Here is a 17,803-nt window from a genome sequence, read left to right as displayed (position 1 = left end):
TGTCTGAAACACCGCGGAGCTCGATTTCACGACCGCTGCGCCCGAGCGCGGACCGAGCCGAACGCAGCCTCGCAGGCTCGGCAGCTGCTACAGGAATAGCGCTCGCTCAGGCCATTGCGCGGCGTTTGAGCAAGAGGGTCAAGCCGAGTCCGGCCACCGACAACATCGCTGCACTAAAGAAAATCCACGAATACCCCAGGTTCAACGCCACCGCGCCCATCAACGGCCCGGCAATCGCCAGTGCCAGATCGAAAAACACGGCATAGGCGCTCAACCCCGCACCACGACTGGAGTTGGGCACTTGCTTGATCGCTTCCACCCCGAGCGCCGGGTACACCAGCGACAGACCGAACCCGGCCAGGCCGGCGCCGATCAGTGCGTAGCCGGTCGAGGGCGCGAGCCACAGCAGCACCAGGCCCACGGTTTCAATACTCATGCAGGCAATGGCCGAGGTGAAGCCGCCGAAGCGGCTGATCGCTGAGATAAACAGCAATCGCGACAAAATAAAGCAGATGCCGAAAACTGTCAGGCAGTAGGCCGCGCCGGTCCAGCCACGGCTGACGTAATACAAGGTAATAAAGGTTGTCAGGGTGCCGTAACCGATGGAAGCCAGGCTCAGGCTCGCACCAAACGGGGCAATGCGTCCGAACACCGCCCAGAATGGCAGCCGCTCACCGCGAATCACCGGCACCGAGGGTTTGTTGCGGATCAGCAACAGTGCGGCCAGGGCCAGCAGTGACAGCGCGATCCCCAGGCTGGCAAAGCCGTATTCGGCGACCATCACTACGCCCAGCGGCGCACCGATCGCAATGGCGCCGTAAGACGCAATGCCGTTCCATGAAATCGAGCGTGCGGTGTGTTCCGCGCCGACCTGGCCCATGCACCAACTGATCGTGCCCACGCCGATCAAGCCTTGGGCGATGCCGAGCAACACGCGGCCGGCAATCAGGATCAACAGGCTCAGCAGCGGAAAGCTTTGCAGCAAGGTTGAAATCAACGTCAGCACGCCACTCAGCACGATCCCCGACAAGCCGTAAACAATCGCCCGTTTGGTCCCAATGGTGTCCGACATACGCCCGGCCATGGGGCGGCTGAGCAGGGTAGCCAGGTATTGGGAGCCGATGGTCAATCCAGCAATGATCGCGCTGAAACCCAGTTGTTCATGGACATAGCCCGGCAACACCGCAATCGGCAGGCCGATGCAGAGGAACGCGATAAAGGTATAAAAAACGATGGAGACGATCTGTAGGGTGATCGCCATGGAGCTTTGCGGTGGCAGTTGCTGCACAGACATGACGGCTCGTTCGCGGGCGGCGGTGGGAGAGTTGCATCATGGCGTGGGTGTGAAATAAAAGGAAGCAGGCTAACGATCAAAGCAAGCAGGTCTTGCCTTGAAATACACCACTCTGTAGGAGCCGGCTTGCTGGCGATGGCGATCTCGAGGAAGCCATCGCCAGCAAGCCGGCTCCTACAGAGTGGCGGTACGCAGGCTAAAACTTTTTGATCCTGGAATGCAAAAAGCCCTGTCACAAGGACAGGGCTTTTGATTTACAGCGAACGCTTAGAACACAACGCCCTGGCTACGCAGGTAGTCATCATAAGTACCGCTGAAGTCGATCACGCCGCTAGGGCTCAACTCGATAATGCGGGTGGCCAGGGACGATACGAACTCACGGTCGTGGCTGACGAAGATCAGCGTGCCCGGGTAGTTTTCCAGCGCCAGGTTCAGCGCCTCGATGGATTCCATGTCCAAGTGGTTGGTCGGTTCGTCCATGATCAGCACGTTCGGCTTTTGCAGGATCAACTTGCCGAACAGCATGCGACCTTGCTCACCACCGGAGATGACCTTGACCGACTTGAGGATCTCGTCGTTGGAGAACAGCATCCGGCCGAGGGTGCCGCGAACGATTTGCTCGCCGCCTTGGGTCCATTGGCCCATCCAGTCGAACAGGTTGCAGTCGTCTTCGAAGTCGTGTGCGTGGTCCTGGGCGTAGTAGCCCAGTTCCGCGGCGTCGGTCCACTTCACGGTACCGGCATCCGGGGTCAGTTCGTTGACCAGGGTGCGCAGCAGGGTGGTTTTACCGATACCGTTCGGGCCGATGATCGCCACGCGCTCGCCGGCTTCAACCTGGAAGCTGAAGTCCTTGAACAGTGTCTTGCCGTCGAAGCCTTTGGCCATGCGCTCGACGATGACCGCCTGACGGTGCAGCTTCTTGGTTTGTTCGAAACGGATGAACGGGCTCACACGGCTCGAAGGCTTGACCTCAGCCAGCTGGATCTTGTCGATCGCCTTGGCGCGGGACGTGGCCTGCTTGGCTTTCGAGGCGTTGGCCGAGAAGCGGCTGACGAACGATTGCAGCTCGGAAATCTGCGCTTTCTTTTTGGCGTTGTCCGACAGCAGCTGCTCGCGGGACTGGGTCGCCACGGTCATGTACTCGTCGTAGTTGCCCGGGAACAGACGCAGCTCGCCGTAATCCAGGTCAGCCATGTGGGTGCACACGCTGTTCAGGAAGTGACGGTCGTGAGAGATGATGATCATCAGGCTGGAGCGCTGGGTCAGAATGTTTTCCAGCCAGCGGATGGTGTTGATGTCCAGGTGGTTGGTCGGTTCATCGAGCAACAGCACTTCAGGATCGGAGAACAACGCCTGAGCCAGCAATACGCGCAGTTTCCAGCCTGGGGAAACTTCGCTCATCGGGCCGAAGTGCTGCTCGATGCCGATACCCAGGCCCAGCAGCAATTCACCGGCGCGGGATTCGGCGGTGTAGCCGTCCATTTCGGCGAATTCGGTTTCCAGCTCGGCCACAGCCATGCCGTCTTCTTCAGTCATTTCCGGCAGCGAGTAGATACGGTCGCGCTCGGCTTTGACCTTCCACAGCTCTTCGTGACCCATGATCACGGTGTCGATGACGGTGAATTCTTCGTAGGCGAACTGGTCCTGGCGCAATTTACCCAGACGCACGTTCGGCTCGAGCATGACCTGGCCGCCGGACGGCTCGAGGTCGCCGCCGAGGATTTTCATGAAGGTCGACTTGCCGCAGCCGTTGGCGCCGATCAGACCGTAGCGGTTGCCCGCGCCGAATTTGACCGAAACGTTTTCGAATAGCGGCTTGGCGCCGAACTGCATCGTGATGTTAGCTGTAGAGATCAAAGGTTTTTCCTGCGAAGCATTCAGAGTAGCTAGGGTTGCGGCAGTACCGATTCAGTACCCGTTTCCGGTATCCGAACCACGGGAAATGCATCCCGGTCAGAAGCGGAAGGTCCATCTGGCAATAAGTGGACAGCAGCATATGGAGCGCTTGGCCCGAGTCGAAGTGCGCTGAGGCGGGGTTCATTCCCGTCATCAACCAAGGGGGGCGCGTAATGTTTGGCGGCGATTGTACTGGTCTGGCTCTTTAAACGATAGGGCGTTGAGGTCGCGCGGGCACTTTGGCGGCATCAGCGGACAGATTTTCACATTTGAAGGTTAACTATTGGTTACAAAATGAGACTAAAATGCCATTTTTCTACCTGTTGCCGACTATCGGCAGGCTCTAGGACGGGCCACTCGGGAGCGCTCTTTCGTATTCAGACGCTGCACACGATCCCAGGGCTTCGAGGCCTGGAGGGAAGCAGTTTGTTCACCTCTGACGTGTGACGATTTCTGTGAAACTGATTATTGCCGCTGTTTATGTAGTATCCATTGCCTACGTCCACCTGCGCGGTCGGGTGCGCCACAAGCTGGGCCGCCAATTGAGTGATCACTCGTCGTTTCTGGCGCCGATCAATTGCTTCCTTTATATGTTTTCGAAAATCCCCAACAAGCCTTACCTCGATCCGGCCGATTTTCCGGACTTGAGTCCGTTGCAGGAGCATTGGGAAGAAATTCGCGCGGAAGGCCAGAACCTGCTTCGGGCCGGGGAGATCAAGCGCTCGAACCAATACGACGACGTCGGTTTCAACTCGTTCTTCAAGACCGGCTGGAAACGCTTCTACCTGAAGTGGTACGGCGACAGCCATCCTTCGGCGACGAAACTCTGCCCGCGCACCACTGAACTGGTGCAAAGCATCGGTTCTATCAAAGCCGCGATGTTCGCCGAGTTGCCGCCGGGCTCCAAACTGGTACGGCACCGCGATCCTTACGCCGGCTCTTACCGTTACCACCTGGGCCTGGAAACGCCGAACGATGCCGGTTGCTACATCAACGTCGATGGCGAGAACTACCACTGGCGCGACGGTGAAGCGGTGATGTTCGACGAAACCTTCATTCACTACGCCGAAAACACCACCCAGCAGAACCGCATCATTTTGTTCTGCGACGTCGAGCGACCGATGAAGTATCGGTGGGCGGCGGCGTTCAACGGTTGGTTCAGCCGTAACGTGATGTCGGCGGCGGGCGCGCCGAATGATGCGGGGGACAAGACCGGTGGTATCAACCGCCTGTTTGCCAAAATCTACACGATTCGCCTGCGGGGCAAGGCGCTGAAGAAGCGTAATCGCAAACTTTATTACCTTGAGAAGTGGGCGTTTTTTGGTGGGTTGCTGGCGTTTTTTGTCTGGATCTGAATTCTGCGTCGCCGCTTATTACGCCATCGCCAGCAGGCTGGCTCCCACAATGAAATGCATTCCAACTGTGGGAGCTAGCCTGCTGGCGATGGGGCCGGTAGATTCTCCGAAAAACGCTCAGACACTCCGTAATCGATCAACCACTTGACCGTTTCGTGGCTTTTTTCGCTGCTGCCGGTTTCTCCGCAGCCTTCGGTTTCGCAGCCGTCTTCCCGCCAGCCTTGCCCCCCAAACTGCGTTTAAGCAACTCAGTCAAATCAATCACATCAGCCGTTTTACGTTCCTCTTCGCCCGTCGCCGATTCCACATCCTCAATCTTGCCTTCATTCGCTTTCTTCTCGACCAGCGCCATGATCTTGTCTTCAAAACTGTCGCGGTAATCCTCAGGCTTCCAGTCCGCGCTCATGTCTTGCACCAGACGTTTGGCCATGTCGAGTTCGCCTTTGGCCAGTTCAGGCTTGGTTACTTCAGCGCCCAGCTCCAACGTCTCCAGACTGCGCACTTCTGCGGGCCAACGCAGCATCACCAGCACCATCGCCGATTCCAGTGGCATCAACGCAGCCAAATGCTGACGGGTATGCAGGACAACGTGGGCGAGGGCGACTTTATTGGTCTTGCTCAGGGTTTCGCGTAACAGCGCATACACCTTGCCACCTCGTTTATCCGGCGCCAGGTAGTAGGGCGTGTCGATGTTTTGCAGAGGGATCTGTTCGGCGTCGACAAAGGAAAAGATGTCGATGGTCTGCGTGGATAACGGGTGCGCCGACTTGATTTCTTCCTCGCTGAGCACCACGTAACGGCCTTTTTCGTATTGCACACCTTTGACGATGTGTTCCTTGGTCACTTCCTTGCCCGTGACCTTGTTGACGCGCTTGTAACCCACCGGGTCCATGCTGCGGCTATCGAGCCAGTCGAAATCCACGCCTTGCGAGGAGGTCGCCGAGACCAGCGCCACAGGGATATGCACCAGCCCGAAACTGATTGCGCCTTTCCAGATTGCCCGTGCCATGGTCGTCTACTCGCAAGTGATGTGTTCAGGTGACCTGCCGCGCGGCGCAAAAGTTTCAGCGGGCTGCGGCCCGGCACTGCCAGGCGGTCAACTGGTGTTACATCTTATGAAAGAGATTTTAGTTAACAAATTCGAACCCCGGGCGTAGCGTGCTATCGAAGACCCTATCCACGCTGACGCCCGGAGGCCTCCCATGAACAGATTCGTGCTCGCCTGCACCGCACTGGCATTCAGTGGCCTGTTGAGCAATCTGGCCCGGGCCGACGTCGCAGTGCCGGCATCCTCTTTACTGCTGGCGCAAAGTCCAACGGGGAGCAGCAATAACAACCCTTACAACAGCCCGATTCGCCGGGCCAATCCCAATAGCATGCAAGGCACGCAACCCGGCGCCCCGGTCATTCGAGGGCCAAATACCGTACCCGTGCCGCGGCCGCCCACCCTTGATAACGGTGGCATCGGCAATCGCTATCCGCAGGACCGAACGGTTCCCGCCAGCCCACCCAAATTCGTTCCCAATCCGCCTCCTCGAGACGCAGACACCAGCAACCGTTGAACGGCAGGACAGCGTTCTTGCCAGCCATTCGAACGACAAAAGGAATCGTGCATGTTGCGTAAAACCCTCTTGGCCACCTTCTGCGCCAGCGTACTGATCACCGCCACGGCGCCCGTTCTCGCGGCGGCGCCCCAGGACATGAAAAGCGAGCAGGGCACCCTTGAGGTCTGGCAAGTTGCCAAGGGCCTGGAACATCCGTGGGCCCTGGCGTTCTTGCCCGATCGCAAGGGCATGCTCGTCACCGAACGGCCCGGCAATCTGCGGGTGGTGGATTACGACGGCAAACTTTCGGCGCCGATCGATGGCGTGCCAAAGGTCTGGGCCAAGGGGCAGGGCGGCTTGCTCGACGTGGTGCTGTCGCCCGACTTCAAGAAGGACCGCACGGTGTATCTGTCTTACGCCGAGGGCGGTGGCGCGGGCGACAAGGCCGGCACGGCGGTGGGGCGAGGGCAATTGTCCGAGGACCTGAAAACCCTCAAGGATTTCAAAGTGATTTTCCGTCAGGAGCCCAAGCTTTCGGTCGGCAACCACTTCGGCTCGCGACTGGTATTTGATCGCGATGGCTATCTGTTCATCACCTTGGGCGAAAACAACGATCGTCCGACCGCCCAGGACCTCGACAAGCTGCAAGGCAAGGTCGTGCGGATCTACCCCGACGGCAAGGTGCCGGACGACAACCCCTTTGTCGGCCAATCCGGGGTGCGCCCGGAAATCTGGTCCTATGGCCAGCGCAATCCACAAGGCGCGGCACTCAATCCGTGGACCGGCGTTCTCTGGGAGAACGAGCATGGCCCGCAGGGTGGTGATGAAATCAACGTCATCGAGCGCGGCAAGAATTACGGCTGGCCGCTGGCGACCCACGGCATCAACTACTCCGGTCAGCCAATTCCGGAAGCCAAGGGCAAGACCGCTGAAGGTGCCGTGGCGCCGCGCCATGTCTGGGAAAAGTCCCCCGGCCTTAGTGGCATGGCGTTCTACGACGCTGATCGCTTCAAGGTCTGGCAGCACAACGTGTTCATCGGTGCGCTGGTCAGCCAGGAGTTGATCCGCTTGCAGTTTGATGGCGACAAAGTGGTTCACGAAGAGCGCTTGCTCGGCGAACTCAACAAGCGCATTCGCGATGTGCGCCAGGGGCCGGATGGGTACTTGTATGTGCTGACCGATGAAGAAGATGGCGGGCTGTACAAGATCGGTCTGAAGTAACCAGCTCTGAAGCCACCAAACCCCCTTGTGGGAGCGAGCTTGCTCGCGATAGCGGTGAATCAGTCACCAATAATGTTGGATGTGACGCCGCTATCGCGAGCAAGCTCGCTCCCACAGTGGATCGGTGGCATCACCGGGCATACAGGATCACCGCCGCCCGAAGCTTGCCCCGGCCAAAGCTGCACATCTTATCGAACTCCCCATGGCTGACCGGCAAATGCTGGCAGTCCATCGGTTGTCGATGCTGGCTGTGGTCCACATCCGGGTCGTGCAGATAAACGAATTCATCATCGCAATCGGTAACGATTACCCAATGGGGCGCCTTGGAGCGGGTCAGCCGATAGCTGCTGATCAGCACCAGCGGTTGTCCGCCATCGCCCAGTAACCGTGGAAGGCTCAGCGGGCCACCGATCTCACGTTCCACATCAGTCTTGAGTAGCTGCGCAGTGAACTCTTCGTGCACCAGACGCATTACGTCTTTTTTATGCTCATCGCGCACGCCATCGAGAAACAACGGCCCGTCCATGCTCAGTTGCAGACGCACCCGAAAACCCCGACGCCATGCCGCCAGCGCCAGGCCTTGAGGGCTGCAGCCGCCATGGCCTGCGGTCATGAACACCGTCGTCGCCTCACGCCAGATTTGCAGTTCTTCGCGACGCTCCAGCCGTCGATCGCCTTGCAGCGCCCCCATGGCCATCAGCAGGCAGGCCGGGCCGCAGGTGAAATCGGTGGTTTGCCGGTACCAGGGCACCTTGATGCTGCGCGAATCGCGGTGCTCAAGGATGCGTTTTTCAAGGCGCAGCGCGTCGGCATGGTCCTGGTAATAGTCATGGATCAGTGCGAAACGCCGGTAGCCGTTGCGTTCATACAAGGCAATCGCCGCCGGGTTGTCGATACGCACTTCAAGCCGCAGGTAGGCGCAATCGTGTTCAAGGGCACAGGACTCGACGCGTGCGAGCAGCTGCTTGCCCAACCCGCTGCCACGTGCGCCGGTCGCGATTGCAATCGAATAAAGCCGCGCCAGCGAAGTGCCCCGGTGAAACAGCACCACCGCGTAACCGAGCAATTGCTCGCCACGCTGGGCCACCAACAGTCGGCCGTGGGCCCGGGTCATCATCCACAGAAAACTGCGACTGTTGAGTCGGTCCGTGGTGAAACATTGCTGTTCGAGTTCCAGCAGCGCGGGTAAGTCTTCAACTACCGCCAAGCGAAAGACAGTATTCATATGACCGCCGTAAAAGTTGCGTAACGAAACGGGACTTTCGAAAAAGTTCGTGCTTAATAGGAAAGGTCTAGTTCTCCAACGGATCAATCACTATGTCAGCGGTACAAGGTCATTGGCGCGAAGTATCCGAGCAAACTTTGCCGGCAGCAACTTATTTAAATGACGCAGGCAGAACTTCAAGTCAGTTGATTATCATCGTCGAACGCAAAGAAGACTGGGCCTCGTATTTCCCCAGCGAGGACATCGTCAGTGCCCAGGAATACCTTGAGCAGACCCGGGACAACGAACAGGGTAAACGGGTCCAGGTGATCAACCTGTGCCGCAGCTACAAGTACCTGGGGCACGGCTATTACTGCTCATTGCTGGCCGAAGCACGGGGGCACAAGGTCATTCCGTCGGTGCGGACCATCAGTGAACTGACCAAAAAATCCTTGTACGGCCTGGCGCTGGACGACCTGGATAAACCCCTGGAAAAAGCCCTCAGCAATCATCTTTACAGCGACACCGAAGGCTTTACCCTGACGCTGTACTTCGGCAAAACCAATATAGAACCCTTGCAGGATCTGGCGCGTCAGTTGTTTGAAGTTTTCCCGTGCCCGATATTGTTAGTTGAATTTAGAAGAACCAACGGTTGGCACATCGAAGGTATAAAGTCCGGCGCCTTGCATAAATTGCGCGAAGACCAGGAAGATCAATTTGCCAACTCTCTGGACAGTTTCAGTCGCAAGATCTGGCGTGTGCCACGCTCACGACGGCTGGCCCGTTATGACCTGGCCATCCTGCATGATCCGCAGGAAGCCTTGCCGCCCTCCAACCCGAAAGCGCTGGATAATTTCGTACGCGTCGGCAAGACCTTGGGCATTGATGTCGAGCTGATCGAACGCAAGGACTACGCGCGCATCGCCGAATACGACGGCCTGCTGATCCGCGAGACCACAAGCGTCGACAACCACACCTATCGTTTTGCGAAAAAAGCCGAGAGCGAAGGGTTGGTGGTGATGGATGATCCGGCGTCGATCCTGCGCTGCACCAACAAGGTGTACCTGACCGATCTGCTCAAGAGTCATCAACTCGGCATGCCCGCCACCGAAATCCTCTACAAGGATCGACCGGAAGATTTCGAACGGGTCGGTGAACGCCTGGGCTTTCCCTTGGTGCTGAAGATCCCCGACGGCTGTTTCTCCCGTGGCGTGATCAAGGTCGAAAGCCAGCAAGCCTTGCTCGAAGCAACTGCGGAACTGTTCGAGCACTCGGTGCTGTTGCTGGCTCAGGAATTCTTCTACACCGAATACGACTGGCGTATCGGCGTACTCAACCGCAAACCGATCTTCGCCTGCCAATACTTCATGTCCAAGGGCCACTGGCAAATCTACAACCACAAGGCCAAAGGCCAGGACATCAACGGCGAATGTCGCACCCTGGCGGTCCACGAAGCCCCGCGAGCCGTGGTCGAACTGGCCGTGAAAACCGCCAATCTGATCGGCGACGGCCTCTACGGCGTGGACCTCAAGCAGTCCGGCGACAAAGTGGTGGTGATCGAAGTCAACGATAACCCGAACATGGACGCCGGCATCGAAGACGCGTACTTGCAGGACGATCTGTATTCGCTGGTGCTGGAGGAATTCGTCCGTCGTCTGGAACTGAAACGACGCGGCCAGGCCTGGTGAGCGGCCGATGATCAAAAGCTTTCAACTGGCCGGCGGCGCCCTGCAATCGGTCGAACGGCTAGACGCCGAGGTGATGCTGTTCAGCAGCCCCGATGCCGCCGAGCGAGACTTGTTGCACAGCCACTTCAAGCTCGATGAGCATGCCCTGGCCTCGGCCCTGGACCCCGATGAGGTGTCGCGCATCGAGTTCCACCCCGACAACCTGTTCCTGATCTGGAAGCGCCCGGAGAATTATTCCGGCGCCGGCAGCCTTGCCTTTGAAGTGTCGTCCTGTGGCCTGTTGTTTTCTGCGCAGCGATTGCTGGTGATCGCCACCGACGATGCGCCGCTGCACGGACTCGGCACCCGGCAGCGGTTGAACACGCCGCTGGATGTGTTGCTCGACCTGTTGTTCAACAACATCCATCACTATTTGGGGCATCTGAAGGTGATCAAGATGGTTGCCCGGGAGTTGCAGCAGAAATTCAACGCCTCGATGCAGAACCAGCACTTGATCCAGATGTTCAACCTCAGCGAAAGCCTGATCTATTACATCAACGCAATTCACAGCAACGGCGCGGTCCTGACGCGGCTGCGCAACCACGCGGCCAAAGAGCACTTCAACACCGAAGCCATCGGCCTGATCGACGACCTGATCATCGAAAACAACCAGTGCTACAAACAGGCGGAAATCTATTCCACGGTGTTCTCCGGGCTGATCGATGCCCGGGGCAACCTGATGAACAACAGCATGAACAACCTGCTGCGCAAACTGACGTTAATCAACGTGGTGTTTTTGCCGCTGAACCTGATTGCGAGCATTGGCGGTATGTCCGAGTTCAGCATGATGACCGGGGACACGCCCTGGTGGGTGTCGTATCCGTTGTTTCTGACGGCGATGATGATTGGCGCGGGAGCGATGGTGCTTGGGCTCAGGCGCCTGGCGAAGTGAATGTGTTGCCCGTCATGGCGCTATCGCGAGCAGGCTCGCTCCCACATGGGTTCTGTGTTGAATACAAAATCTCCATTCAGTGAAGATCAATGTGGGAGCGAGCCTGCTCGCGATGGCTTTATCAGAATCACAGTAACTTCTGGATCAGGCTTGCTGGCCTGCATCGATGCATTTCTTACGATTTTTAAGCCCACGAACCACCAGGTACAACAACGGCCCGACCGACACGAAAACCGCCGTGATCAACAAATACGGAATCACCGACACCCCCGACTGCCCACGCTTGCGCGCATCCTTGTACATCCAGATTCCGGCCAGAATCGCCAGCAGATAAAGATCAATCACCACCTGCGCAGTATCCGGGCGCGACATCAGGCTGATGCCGAAGTCGATCAGCGACTGCTCCGCCTGAAGCATCACTGAAACGGTGTACCCGGCAAAGGCAATCAGGGCAATGAGGGGCAGGGCGACAGACTTCATGGTTTCCTTCCTTGGGACAATGAGCGATGTCGCCAGCCTACAGAGGCCGAAGAAAATTGGCCATTGACTTGCCATCAACCTCCCGCTAATTTCCAGCCATGACTTCCACCGTATTGCGCTGCCAGCCAAGCATTATTACCGCCATTCCTTATCTGGCGGGCTAGCTCACGACTGCAGCACCCAACCCGCCCTAGAGGCGGGTTTTTACTTTCTGTCTCCCGGGCTCCGATCAATGTCAGGAGACGACCATGAGCAGCACCCCCGCCCAGCAGGCTTTGCTTGAGCACTACGTGAAAAAGATCCTCGCCGCGCCGGTGTATGAACTGGCCGTGCGCACACCCTTGCAACCCGCGCCAGCGCTGTCCGAGGCCTTTGGTAATCAGGTCCTGCTCAAGCGCGAAGACTTGCAACCGACCTTTTCATTCAAGATCCGTGGCGCATACAACAAACTGGTGCAACTGAGCGATGAGCAAAAGGCTCGCGGCGTGATCACCGCTTCAGCGGGCAATCACGCCCAAGGCGTGGCGTTGGCGGCGCGTGAGCTGGGGATCGCCGCGACCATCGTCATGCCCTGCACGACACCAGAGTTGAAGGTGCTCGGGGTGCGCAGTCGGGGTGCTGACGCGGTGCTGCACGGCGAAAGTTTTCCGTTTGCCCTCGGCTACGCGCTGCGCCTGGCCGAGCAAACCGGTCGCACCTTCGTTTCGCCTTTCGACGACCCGGACGTGATCGCGGGGCAGGGCACCGTCGCCATGGAGATTCTTCGCCAACATCAAGGCCCGCTGGACGCGATCTTCGTCCCGGTGGGTGGCGGAGGTTTGATCGCCGGCATCGCGGCGTATGTCAAATACCTGCGCCCTGAAGTGCGCATCATCGGTGTCGAGTCAGAAAATTCCGCGTGTTTGTTCGCCTCGTTGCGGGCAGGTGAGCGGGTTGTACTGCCCGATGTAGGAACGTTCGCCGATGGCGTGGCAGTAGCGCAGATCGGCGCTTATGGTTTTGAGGTGTGTCGGTTTTGCGTTGATGAGGTATTGACCATCAGCAACGACGAACTTTGCGCCGCCATCAAGAATATCTACGACGATACCCGCTCGATCACCGAACCCTCCGGCGCCTTGGCGGTGGCCGGAATCAAGAAGTACATCGCACAAACCGGTGTGCGCGGTCAAACCCTGGTAGCCATCGACTCGGGCGCCAACATCAATTTTGATAGTTTGCGGCACGTCGCCGAGCGCGCCGCGTTGAGCGGCGCCTCAGCGTGAGGAGGGGCGCTGTGGTTATTCCTGAACAGCTTTTTGGACCTTGCTCGACGCCGACCAGATCCGATAGCGGACTTCGACGTCCTTGGGCACGTAGAGCACGATCGGCAACTTACTGTTGTAGCGAAGCATAAAGCCGTCACCGACCACCGGCACGAACTCTTTTTTACTCTTGCCGTCGGGGCAGGCCATCATCGTGCTCATCGGGCCGATGACTTTCTCCAGGCGGTAGAAGGGATAGCCCCAGCCTTCAAGGTTTTTTTCTTCAAGGATACCGCCCAGTCGTTGGCGATTGCAGTCCACGGTCAGGTTCTTGCCGGCCAGCACTTCAACCTGGAAGCTTTCTTCCTGCTGTTGCTCAGGAACGTGAATGACCTGGCGGGTAAAACCGCTCTCAGGCTTGGGAAACGGCGCGACCGTTTCGAGCTTTGCGGCATGAGCCGCGCTTGAAAGACTGGCAACAATCAGCCCGACGGTAGTGACAGAGGTCAAAGAACCCATGGTGCCTCCTTGCGTGTGAGTGGGGTCAGCGGATACTGGAATGACAGGCGCATTCTTACTGTCGACCTCCGCTAAATGCAAACCGGGTTGTATGCAAATTGCAGGGCTGAAACGGCCTTTTCTTGCAAATTGCATGAGGCTGTTTATAGGCATGTCCGTTAAATGGTTGATTTACCGATGAGCTGCACGGCGAAATTTGCGGCATGTTTTATGCTCATTCAGGTCTTGAGTTGAACGGGACAGTATTGAGTCAGCTTGGAACGCGAGGACGGTCTAGTGTTTGAGACGTAGAAACCCCGCATGCGGAAGAAAAGCGGGAGATTTCAGCACGGACCAACGCTTGAATTTATTTGGCAATCTCACAATTAGGAGAGGGTCGCCATGTTTCTTTCTGCCCTGGAACTACGAAATATTATTGAAAGCAGTTTTCTGCCGAAACGTTGTCAATGCACGCTGTCGCCGGACCTGTCGATGACCGTCAAGGTGTACTCAGACCGTGAAACCGATCACCTCGATTTGATAAAGACCGGGATAGATGCCAAGCACCTGAATGGTTGCCGTGAAATCAACGACCTGATTGCCGGATTGCGCTCTGACATGGAGCATCGGTCACAAGCCGTTGCCCAGCCTTTGCACTTGGACAGGAAAGCGTTTTAACCGGCAGTTTCGAGTTCCACTGACACGCGCCGGGTCTGGACAAACCCCAGTCCCAGCGCCGACTCGACCACCACAGCCAGCAAAATGCCTGGCCCGGCATGGCCGTTGAGCCATTCGCCGAAACCCAGCGCTGCCAAACCGAAACAGCCAACGGTAAACCCGGTGCTCAGCGCATTGCGGATGCCGGACGGCGCCTCGTTTCGAACCAGATAAAACATTACGCCCAACGCCGCGAACAGCACCGCGCTGCGCCTCGCGACAAAACCTGTCGCAGACGAATACTCAATACTCCAGAGCGCCAGCAACCCGTCCGGCATCAAACCCCAGACCAGGGCCAGTAAAAAACACAGAAGGGAAGTGAAGGTCGACAGGGTGCGAAACGATAACTGCATGGCGGATCCTTGCGGCAGTGAGGGACGCGCCAAAGCATAGCGCCTGATCCCTCACAGGAATACCGCAAAGTGCAAAATCAGACCTTTCGGTCAGTTCTGATAACTGCAAGCGTCAGAAAGCTTCCGGTAGCTGATTTCTTCAGGTTTGCCTGACGTATCGATGTACTTCATGTCAGCCGTTATCACTTTGCATTCCGGCGTGCTCGGCTCAGTCAGGGCGACCACTTTGTCGATGTTCAACGGCATGCCGTAGTGATACGGGGTGGCTTGCGAGGACGACGTGTCGTTGGCCTGCGCAAGCCCGGTAAACGCGGTGCAGGCGAGGACGGAAGTGATCAGCAGCGTACGGACGTTCATGTGGCGATCTCCAGTGCAGACGTAAAGTCAGCTCGACGAATTGGCGTCGAACCTGCCGCACTGGGCGTCAGAAGAACCTGAGGGCGTGCGGTCCAGTAAAGTTTTGGACCGCGGGGTTAACGGATGGTTAACCCGGCTGAACGCCGCTTGTCGCGAGGGCGTTTCTGTCAGAAGTTTCATGTGGGAAACGATCTACGGGATCTTCGGCTTGGTCCTACAAGGTCAGATGCCTTGTCGACTTTCGCCGGATGGGGGGCAGCGTTTACTGTTTGGGCTCGCTGCAAAATCAGCGGACAGGTTTGGTCACCTGATAACACCGCACATATATGTGCCATGATTCGCGCCGCGGACTTCTACGTCCTCGTGGTGCGTTGCAATGGTGGCTGTGTGCGGGACGCCTTAGGGCGAGCCGATTGGGTGTTGTCGGTTGACCAAGCCTGTACACAGCCGCCTCCCACCGTTTGGTCACGGTGCTGGCGATTACTAATTAACACCCGAGTAATTACTATGCCTACGCTAAACCCGTTTCCCGATCGTTACCGTTCAATCAACAGCAGCGTCACCGACTCGAATCCTTTGGTGATCGACACCGAAGCCAATCCCCAAGACATTCTCGAAGCCGCCTTACAGCGGGTCCGGGCTGCCAGTCAATTACTTGAAACCCTTCACTGCCAATGTTTCAAGCATGGCGATGTTCAAGACATCCCGCACATTACCCATGCGCTTTACCTGCTGACTCAGGATGGTTTTGATCTGTTGCAGGTGGCTCAGCAGCGGATGATGGGGTGGAAGGCGCCGGTCTGACGCCACTGCGGTACATAACAAGCCAGTCTCCTGCGGACACTGGCTTGTTTACACGGCGCACCGAGTTAATGCGTTCCTGAAAATTACGCTGTCCTCAGATCACTGCTGCTTGCATCAGGAATCATCGCGAGCTGGACCTCGACACTGTTTTCTTTTTTCGCCATCCAGCGATCTACGTTGATTTTATGTTCCGGTGCCTGGGTGGCGGAGCCGTAAACGTCCACGGGCGCCAGTTTGAGGAAGCTCAGGGTATGAATCCGTTGCCGGGATGTATTAAGCCGTCCTATTTCTGCTCTCAACACATTCGCCTCTTGCTGATACTGCCGACGGTCAGACTGGAAAGCGAACCTCAGTTCAGCTTCCTTCGCTTTCAGCCGGTCCTGCATCTCTTGCAATTGGTAGTAAACCTGGTCGTACTCTGTTTTGGTAACCACCGTAGTCCCGCTTTCCTGGGTTTGCTGCCAGCGGCGTAATGTTGCCCAAGCGTACGGAATGTAGGAGGGCACCATGTAGTGATCGCTCATCTGGAACAGTTGCAGCACAAAAGCATCACGATCGGGCATGTCACCGAACTTTTTCAATGCCTTGGTGCAAGCCGCCTCTTCGATGGAGTCGCAACCTGGGTCCCAGAGAACCGCGGATTTCTCGCGCCCTTTAAAATGAACAGGCATGAAATGGTGCAGACTACCTTGGTGTTCGTAGGGTGCACCGCCGGTTCGCGACAGGCCTATAGCGAAAATAAGTGCGCCTAAAGGAGCGGTGATAAAACTGAGGACCACGCCGGGCATCCAGATACTTTTGCGGGTGTTCATCCATGGCGCGGGAACACTTGGAATCGGGTCATTGCTGTTGACCATGCGGTGATGGGCCAAGTCTGCCGCGCCGTTGACGAAGTCGGCGTCGCCGGCTCGTGGGGAGCCGTAGGTATAGAGAAGGACGTCGTATTTTTTGGTATCGCGTCGCAGCGCTTCAGCAAGCAAAGTTGCAATGGCTCCGCCGAGGCTATGTCCGCAAATAATGACTTTTTGGTCTACGTGAAAACTATCGAGATAGGTAAGTATAAAAGTACTCATCGCTCGGTAGGCATCGTAAAAGCCTTTGTGCGCTTTACCTATGCCACCCGTAATAGGAACTTGCTCTGCATCTGTGTCTCGCACGAAGTCCACTAGTTCTAACGTTCCTCGAACGGAGATTAGAATAATTTCGTCATGGTGGGTTATGAAAGCCTGAGTATTGGTGCCGCCTTCGGATTTGCCATCATCGAAGAAGTGCCACGTGGCGGGATGCTCTTGATTTGGGCCTAATTCTCGCTTGTTTTTTTCGTATAATGTGGGGTCGAACGGCAAAATCTCGAAACGCTTGGAGTAAGGCACATCTTCATAAAGTGGATAGTAAGCTAATGTCTGGGCTGAGTTGATTTTCCAAGACTCTGTGTAACTGGCAAGGCTATTACCAAACATATGTCCGACGCTCGGATCCAATGGAAACGTTACAGTGTCGATTGGTTTTTCGGCAGGCTCTTGACCAAAATTACAGTAGCTCAAGCTTGAAAATAGAGACAGTTGATACAGGTTCAATGCGCTGAATGCGTTGTCTTTCGACAGCATGGGGCGGAAGGCGCGCAGTGGGCGTACTTCAAGAACGGTATGTTTGTTAGGTAATAGGCCAATCCCATAGAGTTCCGATTCTATTGGTCCGAACCCGAGGTCGCCCATGGCTTTCATTAAACTTTGGTTTGGAGGGTATTTTCTAGGAGAGTAGGGTGGCAGATGAGCAGTAAATTTCACCAAGTCTTTCACTTCGACATGAAAAAACTGGTCTGCCTTTTCCTTTGCAGGATTTTTCTCAACGCGTAAACCGTCTTTCCGTACAAAACGAGTTTTCTCGGCTTTTACCTGAAATTCTGTGATGGGAATGGGGTAGCTTTCTCGCCGCGAAAGGACAGAATAAAGATCATCAGTACCTATATAAGGGGCGTCAAGAGTCAGTACGACAGGGCCTTGATAATGGTTGAAAACCTTCGCTTTTCCATCAGCGTCCAGTACTCCGGGATATTTTTGATGCGCACTATCCTGAAGGACATAGGAGAGCCCAGCGTAAGGCTTGCCATCGCCGGTTTCATCTACTACTTGAAAACTAATCCAGTCGCCACGCAGTGGGCATGCTCCTGATTTTTCACTTAAGAGTGGATTGCAAGGTGCCTTCGGCTCCATAAAAAAT

16 protein-coding genes and 1 pseudogene are annotated in these 17,803 nt (G+C 56.7%); 8 read left to right on the top strand and 9 right to left on the bottom strand.

Features of this window, described 5'->3' with window-relative positions:
* Positions 1 to 106: 106 nt before the first annotated feature.
* Positions 107 to 1,294, bottom strand: coding sequence for an MFS transporter (locus ACA070_RS16030; protein WP_497447432.1), 1,188 nt, complete (start codon positions 1,292 to 1,294; stop codon positions 107 to 109).
* 267 nt (positions 1,295 to 1,561) lie between these two features.
* Positions 1,562 to 3,151: an ABC-F family ATPase gene (locus tag ACA070_RS16025; RefSeq protein ID WP_080943075.1), complete on the bottom strand. Its 1,590-nt coding sequence runs from the start codon at positions 3,149 to 3,151 to the stop codon at positions 1,562 to 1,564.
* 494 nt (positions 3,152 to 3,645) lie between these two features.
* Here ACA070_RS16025 and lpxO point away from each other — a divergent pair, with 494 nt between their 5' ends.
* Positions 3,646 to 4,545, top strand: a complete 900-nt coding sequence (gene lpxO, locus ACA070_RS16020) for a lipid A hydroxylase LpxO (RefSeq protein WP_497447431.1) — start codon at positions 3,646 to 3,648, stop codon at positions 4,543 to 4,545.
* Positions 4,546 to 4,681: 136 nt separating this feature from the next.
* Here lpxO and ku read toward each other — a convergent pair whose 3' ends face one another.
* Positions 4,682 to 5,554, bottom strand: coding sequence for a non-homologous end joining protein Ku (gene ku, locus ACA070_RS16015; RefSeq protein WP_462027069.1), 873 nt, complete (start codon positions 5,552 to 5,554; stop codon positions 4,682 to 4,684).
* Positions 5,555 to 5,747: 193 nt separating this feature from the next.
* On the opposite strand from ku, the gene ACA070_RS16010 reads away from it, so the two are divergent.
* Both ACA070_RS16010 and ACA070_RS16005 read left to right on the top strand, forming a co-directional pair.
* Positions 5,748 to 6,107, top strand: a complete 360-nt coding sequence (locus ACA070_RS16010; protein WP_497447430.1) for a hypothetical protein — start codon at positions 5,748 to 5,750, stop codon at positions 6,105 to 6,107.
* 51 nt (positions 6,108 to 6,158) lie between these two features.
* A complete protein-coding gene (locus ACA070_RS16005) occupies positions 6,159 to 7,310 on the top strand; it encodes a PQQ-dependent sugar dehydrogenase (RefSeq protein WP_497447429.1) in 1,152 nt (383 codons plus the stop codon).
* Between the two features lie 130 nt (positions 7,311 to 7,440).
* Here the strand turns inward: ACA070_RS16005 and ACA070_RS16000 are convergent, their stop codons facing one another.
* The gene (locus ACA070_RS16000) at positions 7,441 to 8,535 is read right to left on the bottom strand and encodes a peptidase C39 family protein (RefSeq protein WP_497447428.1); all 1,095 of its coding nucleotides are present in this window, start codon (positions 8,533 to 8,535) and stop codon (positions 7,441 to 7,443) included.
* Between the two features lie 92 nt (positions 8,536 to 8,627).
* Between ACA070_RS16000 and ACA070_RS15995 the strand changes: the two genes are divergently transcribed.
* Both ACA070_RS15995 and ACA070_RS15990 read left to right on the top strand, forming a co-directional pair.
* On the top strand, positions 8,628 to 10,202 hold the full coding sequence (locus ACA070_RS15995) for a RimK family ATP-grasp domain-containing protein (RefSeq protein ID WP_497447427.1): 1,575 nt from the start codon (positions 8,628 to 8,630) through the stop codon (positions 10,200 to 10,202).
* 7 nt (positions 10,203 to 10,209) lie between these two features.
* A complete protein-coding gene (locus tag ACA070_RS15990; protein WP_497447426.1) occupies positions 10,210 to 11,133 on the top strand; it encodes a magnesium transporter CorA family protein in 924 nt (307 codons plus the stop codon).
* A 144-nt stretch (positions 11,134 to 11,277) separates the two neighbouring features.
* Here the strand turns inward: ACA070_RS15990 and ACA070_RS15985 are convergent, their stop codons facing one another.
* A complete protein-coding gene (locus ACA070_RS15985; protein WP_497447425.1) occupies positions 11,278 to 11,613 on the bottom strand; it encodes a DUF2834 domain-containing protein in 336 nt (111 codons plus the stop codon).
* A 248-nt stretch (positions 11,614 to 11,861) separates the two neighbouring features.
* On the opposite strand from ACA070_RS15985, the pseudogene ilvA reads away from it, so the two are divergent.
* Positions 11,862 to 12,857, top strand: a pseudogene (gene ilvA, locus ACA070_RS15980) (threonine ammonia-lyase, biosynthetic); the annotation flags it as partial.
* A 33-nt stretch (positions 12,858 to 12,890) separates the two neighbouring features.
* On the opposite strand, the gene eco reads toward ilvA, so the two are convergent.
* The gene (gene eco / locus ACA070_RS15975; protein ID WP_497447424.1) at positions 12,891 to 13,373 is read right to left on the bottom strand and encodes a serine protease inhibitor ecotin; all 483 of its coding nucleotides are present in this window, start codon (positions 13,371 to 13,373) and stop codon (positions 12,891 to 12,893) included.
* A 381-nt stretch (positions 13,374 to 13,754) separates the two neighbouring features.
* Between eco and ACA070_RS15970 the strand changes: the two genes are divergently transcribed.
* Entirely contained in the window at positions 13,755 to 14,030 is a 276-nt protein-coding gene (locus tag ACA070_RS15970; protein ID WP_497447423.1) for a DUF1652 domain-containing protein, read from the top strand.
* Here ACA070_RS15970 and ACA070_RS15965 read toward each other — a convergent pair.
* A complete protein-coding gene (locus tag ACA070_RS15965) occupies positions 14,027 to 14,422 on the bottom strand; it encodes a hypothetical protein (RefSeq protein ID WP_497447422.1) in 396 nt (131 codons plus the stop codon). The genes ACA070_RS15970 and ACA070_RS15965 overlap by 4 nt on opposite strands.
* 90 nt (positions 14,423 to 14,512) lie before the next feature.
* The gene (locus ACA070_RS15960) at positions 14,513 to 14,779 is read right to left on the bottom strand and encodes a DUF2790 domain-containing protein (protein ID WP_497447421.1); all 267 of its coding nucleotides are present in this window, start codon (positions 14,777 to 14,779) and stop codon (positions 14,513 to 14,515) included.
* Between the two features lie 507 nt (positions 14,780 to 15,286).
* Here ACA070_RS15960 and ACA070_RS15955 point away from each other — a divergent pair.
* Positions 15,287 to 15,583 (top strand): hypothetical protein, encoded by a 297-nt coding sequence (locus tag ACA070_RS15955; RefSeq protein ID WP_497447420.1) that lies wholly within the window; start codon positions 15,287 to 15,289, stop codon positions 15,581 to 15,583.
* 83 nt (positions 15,584 to 15,666) lie between these two features.
* Here the strand turns inward: ACA070_RS15955 and ACA070_RS15950 are convergent, their stop codons facing one another.
* Positions 15,667 to 17,796, bottom strand: coding sequence for a lipase family protein (locus ACA070_RS15950; protein WP_497447419.1), 2,130 nt, complete (start codon positions 17,794 to 17,796; stop codon positions 15,667 to 15,669).
* Positions 17,797 to 17,803: the final 7 nt, after the last annotated feature.

The organism is Pseudomonas sp. LBUM1678, assembly GCF_059695575.1.
This window is presented reverse-complemented; position numbering and strand designations above follow the sequence as displayed.

Excerpts from the sequence above, each read along its gene's own strand:
- ACA070_RS15960 (WP_497447421.1), bottom strand. The coding sequence starts at position 14,779 with ATGAACGTCCGTACGCTGCTGATCACTTCCGTCCTCGCCTGCACCGCG.
- ACA070_RS15985 (WP_497447425.1), bottom strand. The coding sequence starts at position 11,613 with ATGAAGTCTGTCGCCCTGCCCCTCATTGCCCTGATTGCCTTTGCCGGG.
- ACA070_RS16005 (WP_497447429.1), top strand. The coding sequence starts at position 6,159 with ATGTTGCGTAAAACCCTCTTGGCCACCTTCTGCGCCAGCGTACTGATC.
- ACA070_RS15965 (WP_497447422.1), bottom strand. The coding sequence starts at position 14,422 with ATGCAGTTATCGTTTCGCACCCTGTCGACCTTCACTTCCCTTCTGTGT.
- ACA070_RS16000 (WP_497447428.1), bottom strand. The coding sequence starts at position 8,535 with ATGAATACTGTCTTTCGCTTGGCGGTAGTTGAAGACTTACCCGCGCTG.
- ACA070_RS16010 (WP_497447430.1), top strand. The coding sequence starts at position 5,748 with ATGAACAGATTCGTGCTCGCCTGCACCGCACTGGCATTCAGTGGCCTG.
- ACA070_RS15990 (WP_497447426.1), top strand. The coding sequence starts at position 10,210 with ATGATCAAAAGCTTTCAACTGGCCGGCGGCGCCCTGCAATCGGTCGAA.
- ACA070_RS16030 (WP_497447432.1), bottom strand. The coding sequence starts at position 1,294 with ATGTCTGTGCAGCAACTGCCACCGCAAAGCTCCATGGCGATCACCCTA.
- ACA070_RS15970 (WP_497447423.1), top strand. The coding sequence starts at position 13,755 with ATGTTTCTTTCTGCCCTGGAACTACGAAATATTATTGAAAGCAGTTTT.
- ACA070_RS15950 (WP_497447419.1), bottom strand. The coding sequence starts at position 17,796 with ATGGAGCCGAAGGCACCTTGCAATCCACTCTTAAGTGAAAAATCAGGA.
- ACA070_RS15955 (WP_497447420.1), top strand. The coding sequence starts at position 15,287 with ATGCCTACGCTAAACCCGTTTCCCGATCGTTACCGTTCAATCAACAGC.
- ku (WP_462027069.1), bottom strand. The coding sequence starts at position 5,554 with ATGGCACGGGCAATCTGGAAAGGCGCAATCAGTTTCGGGCTGGTGCAT.
- eco (WP_497447424.1), bottom strand. The coding sequence starts at position 13,373 with ATGGGTTCTTTGACCTCTGTCACTACCGTCGGGCTGATTGTTGCCAGT.
- ACA070_RS15995 (WP_497447427.1), top strand. The coding sequence starts at position 8,628 with ATGTCAGCGGTACAAGGTCATTGGCGCGAAGTATCCGAGCAAACTTTG.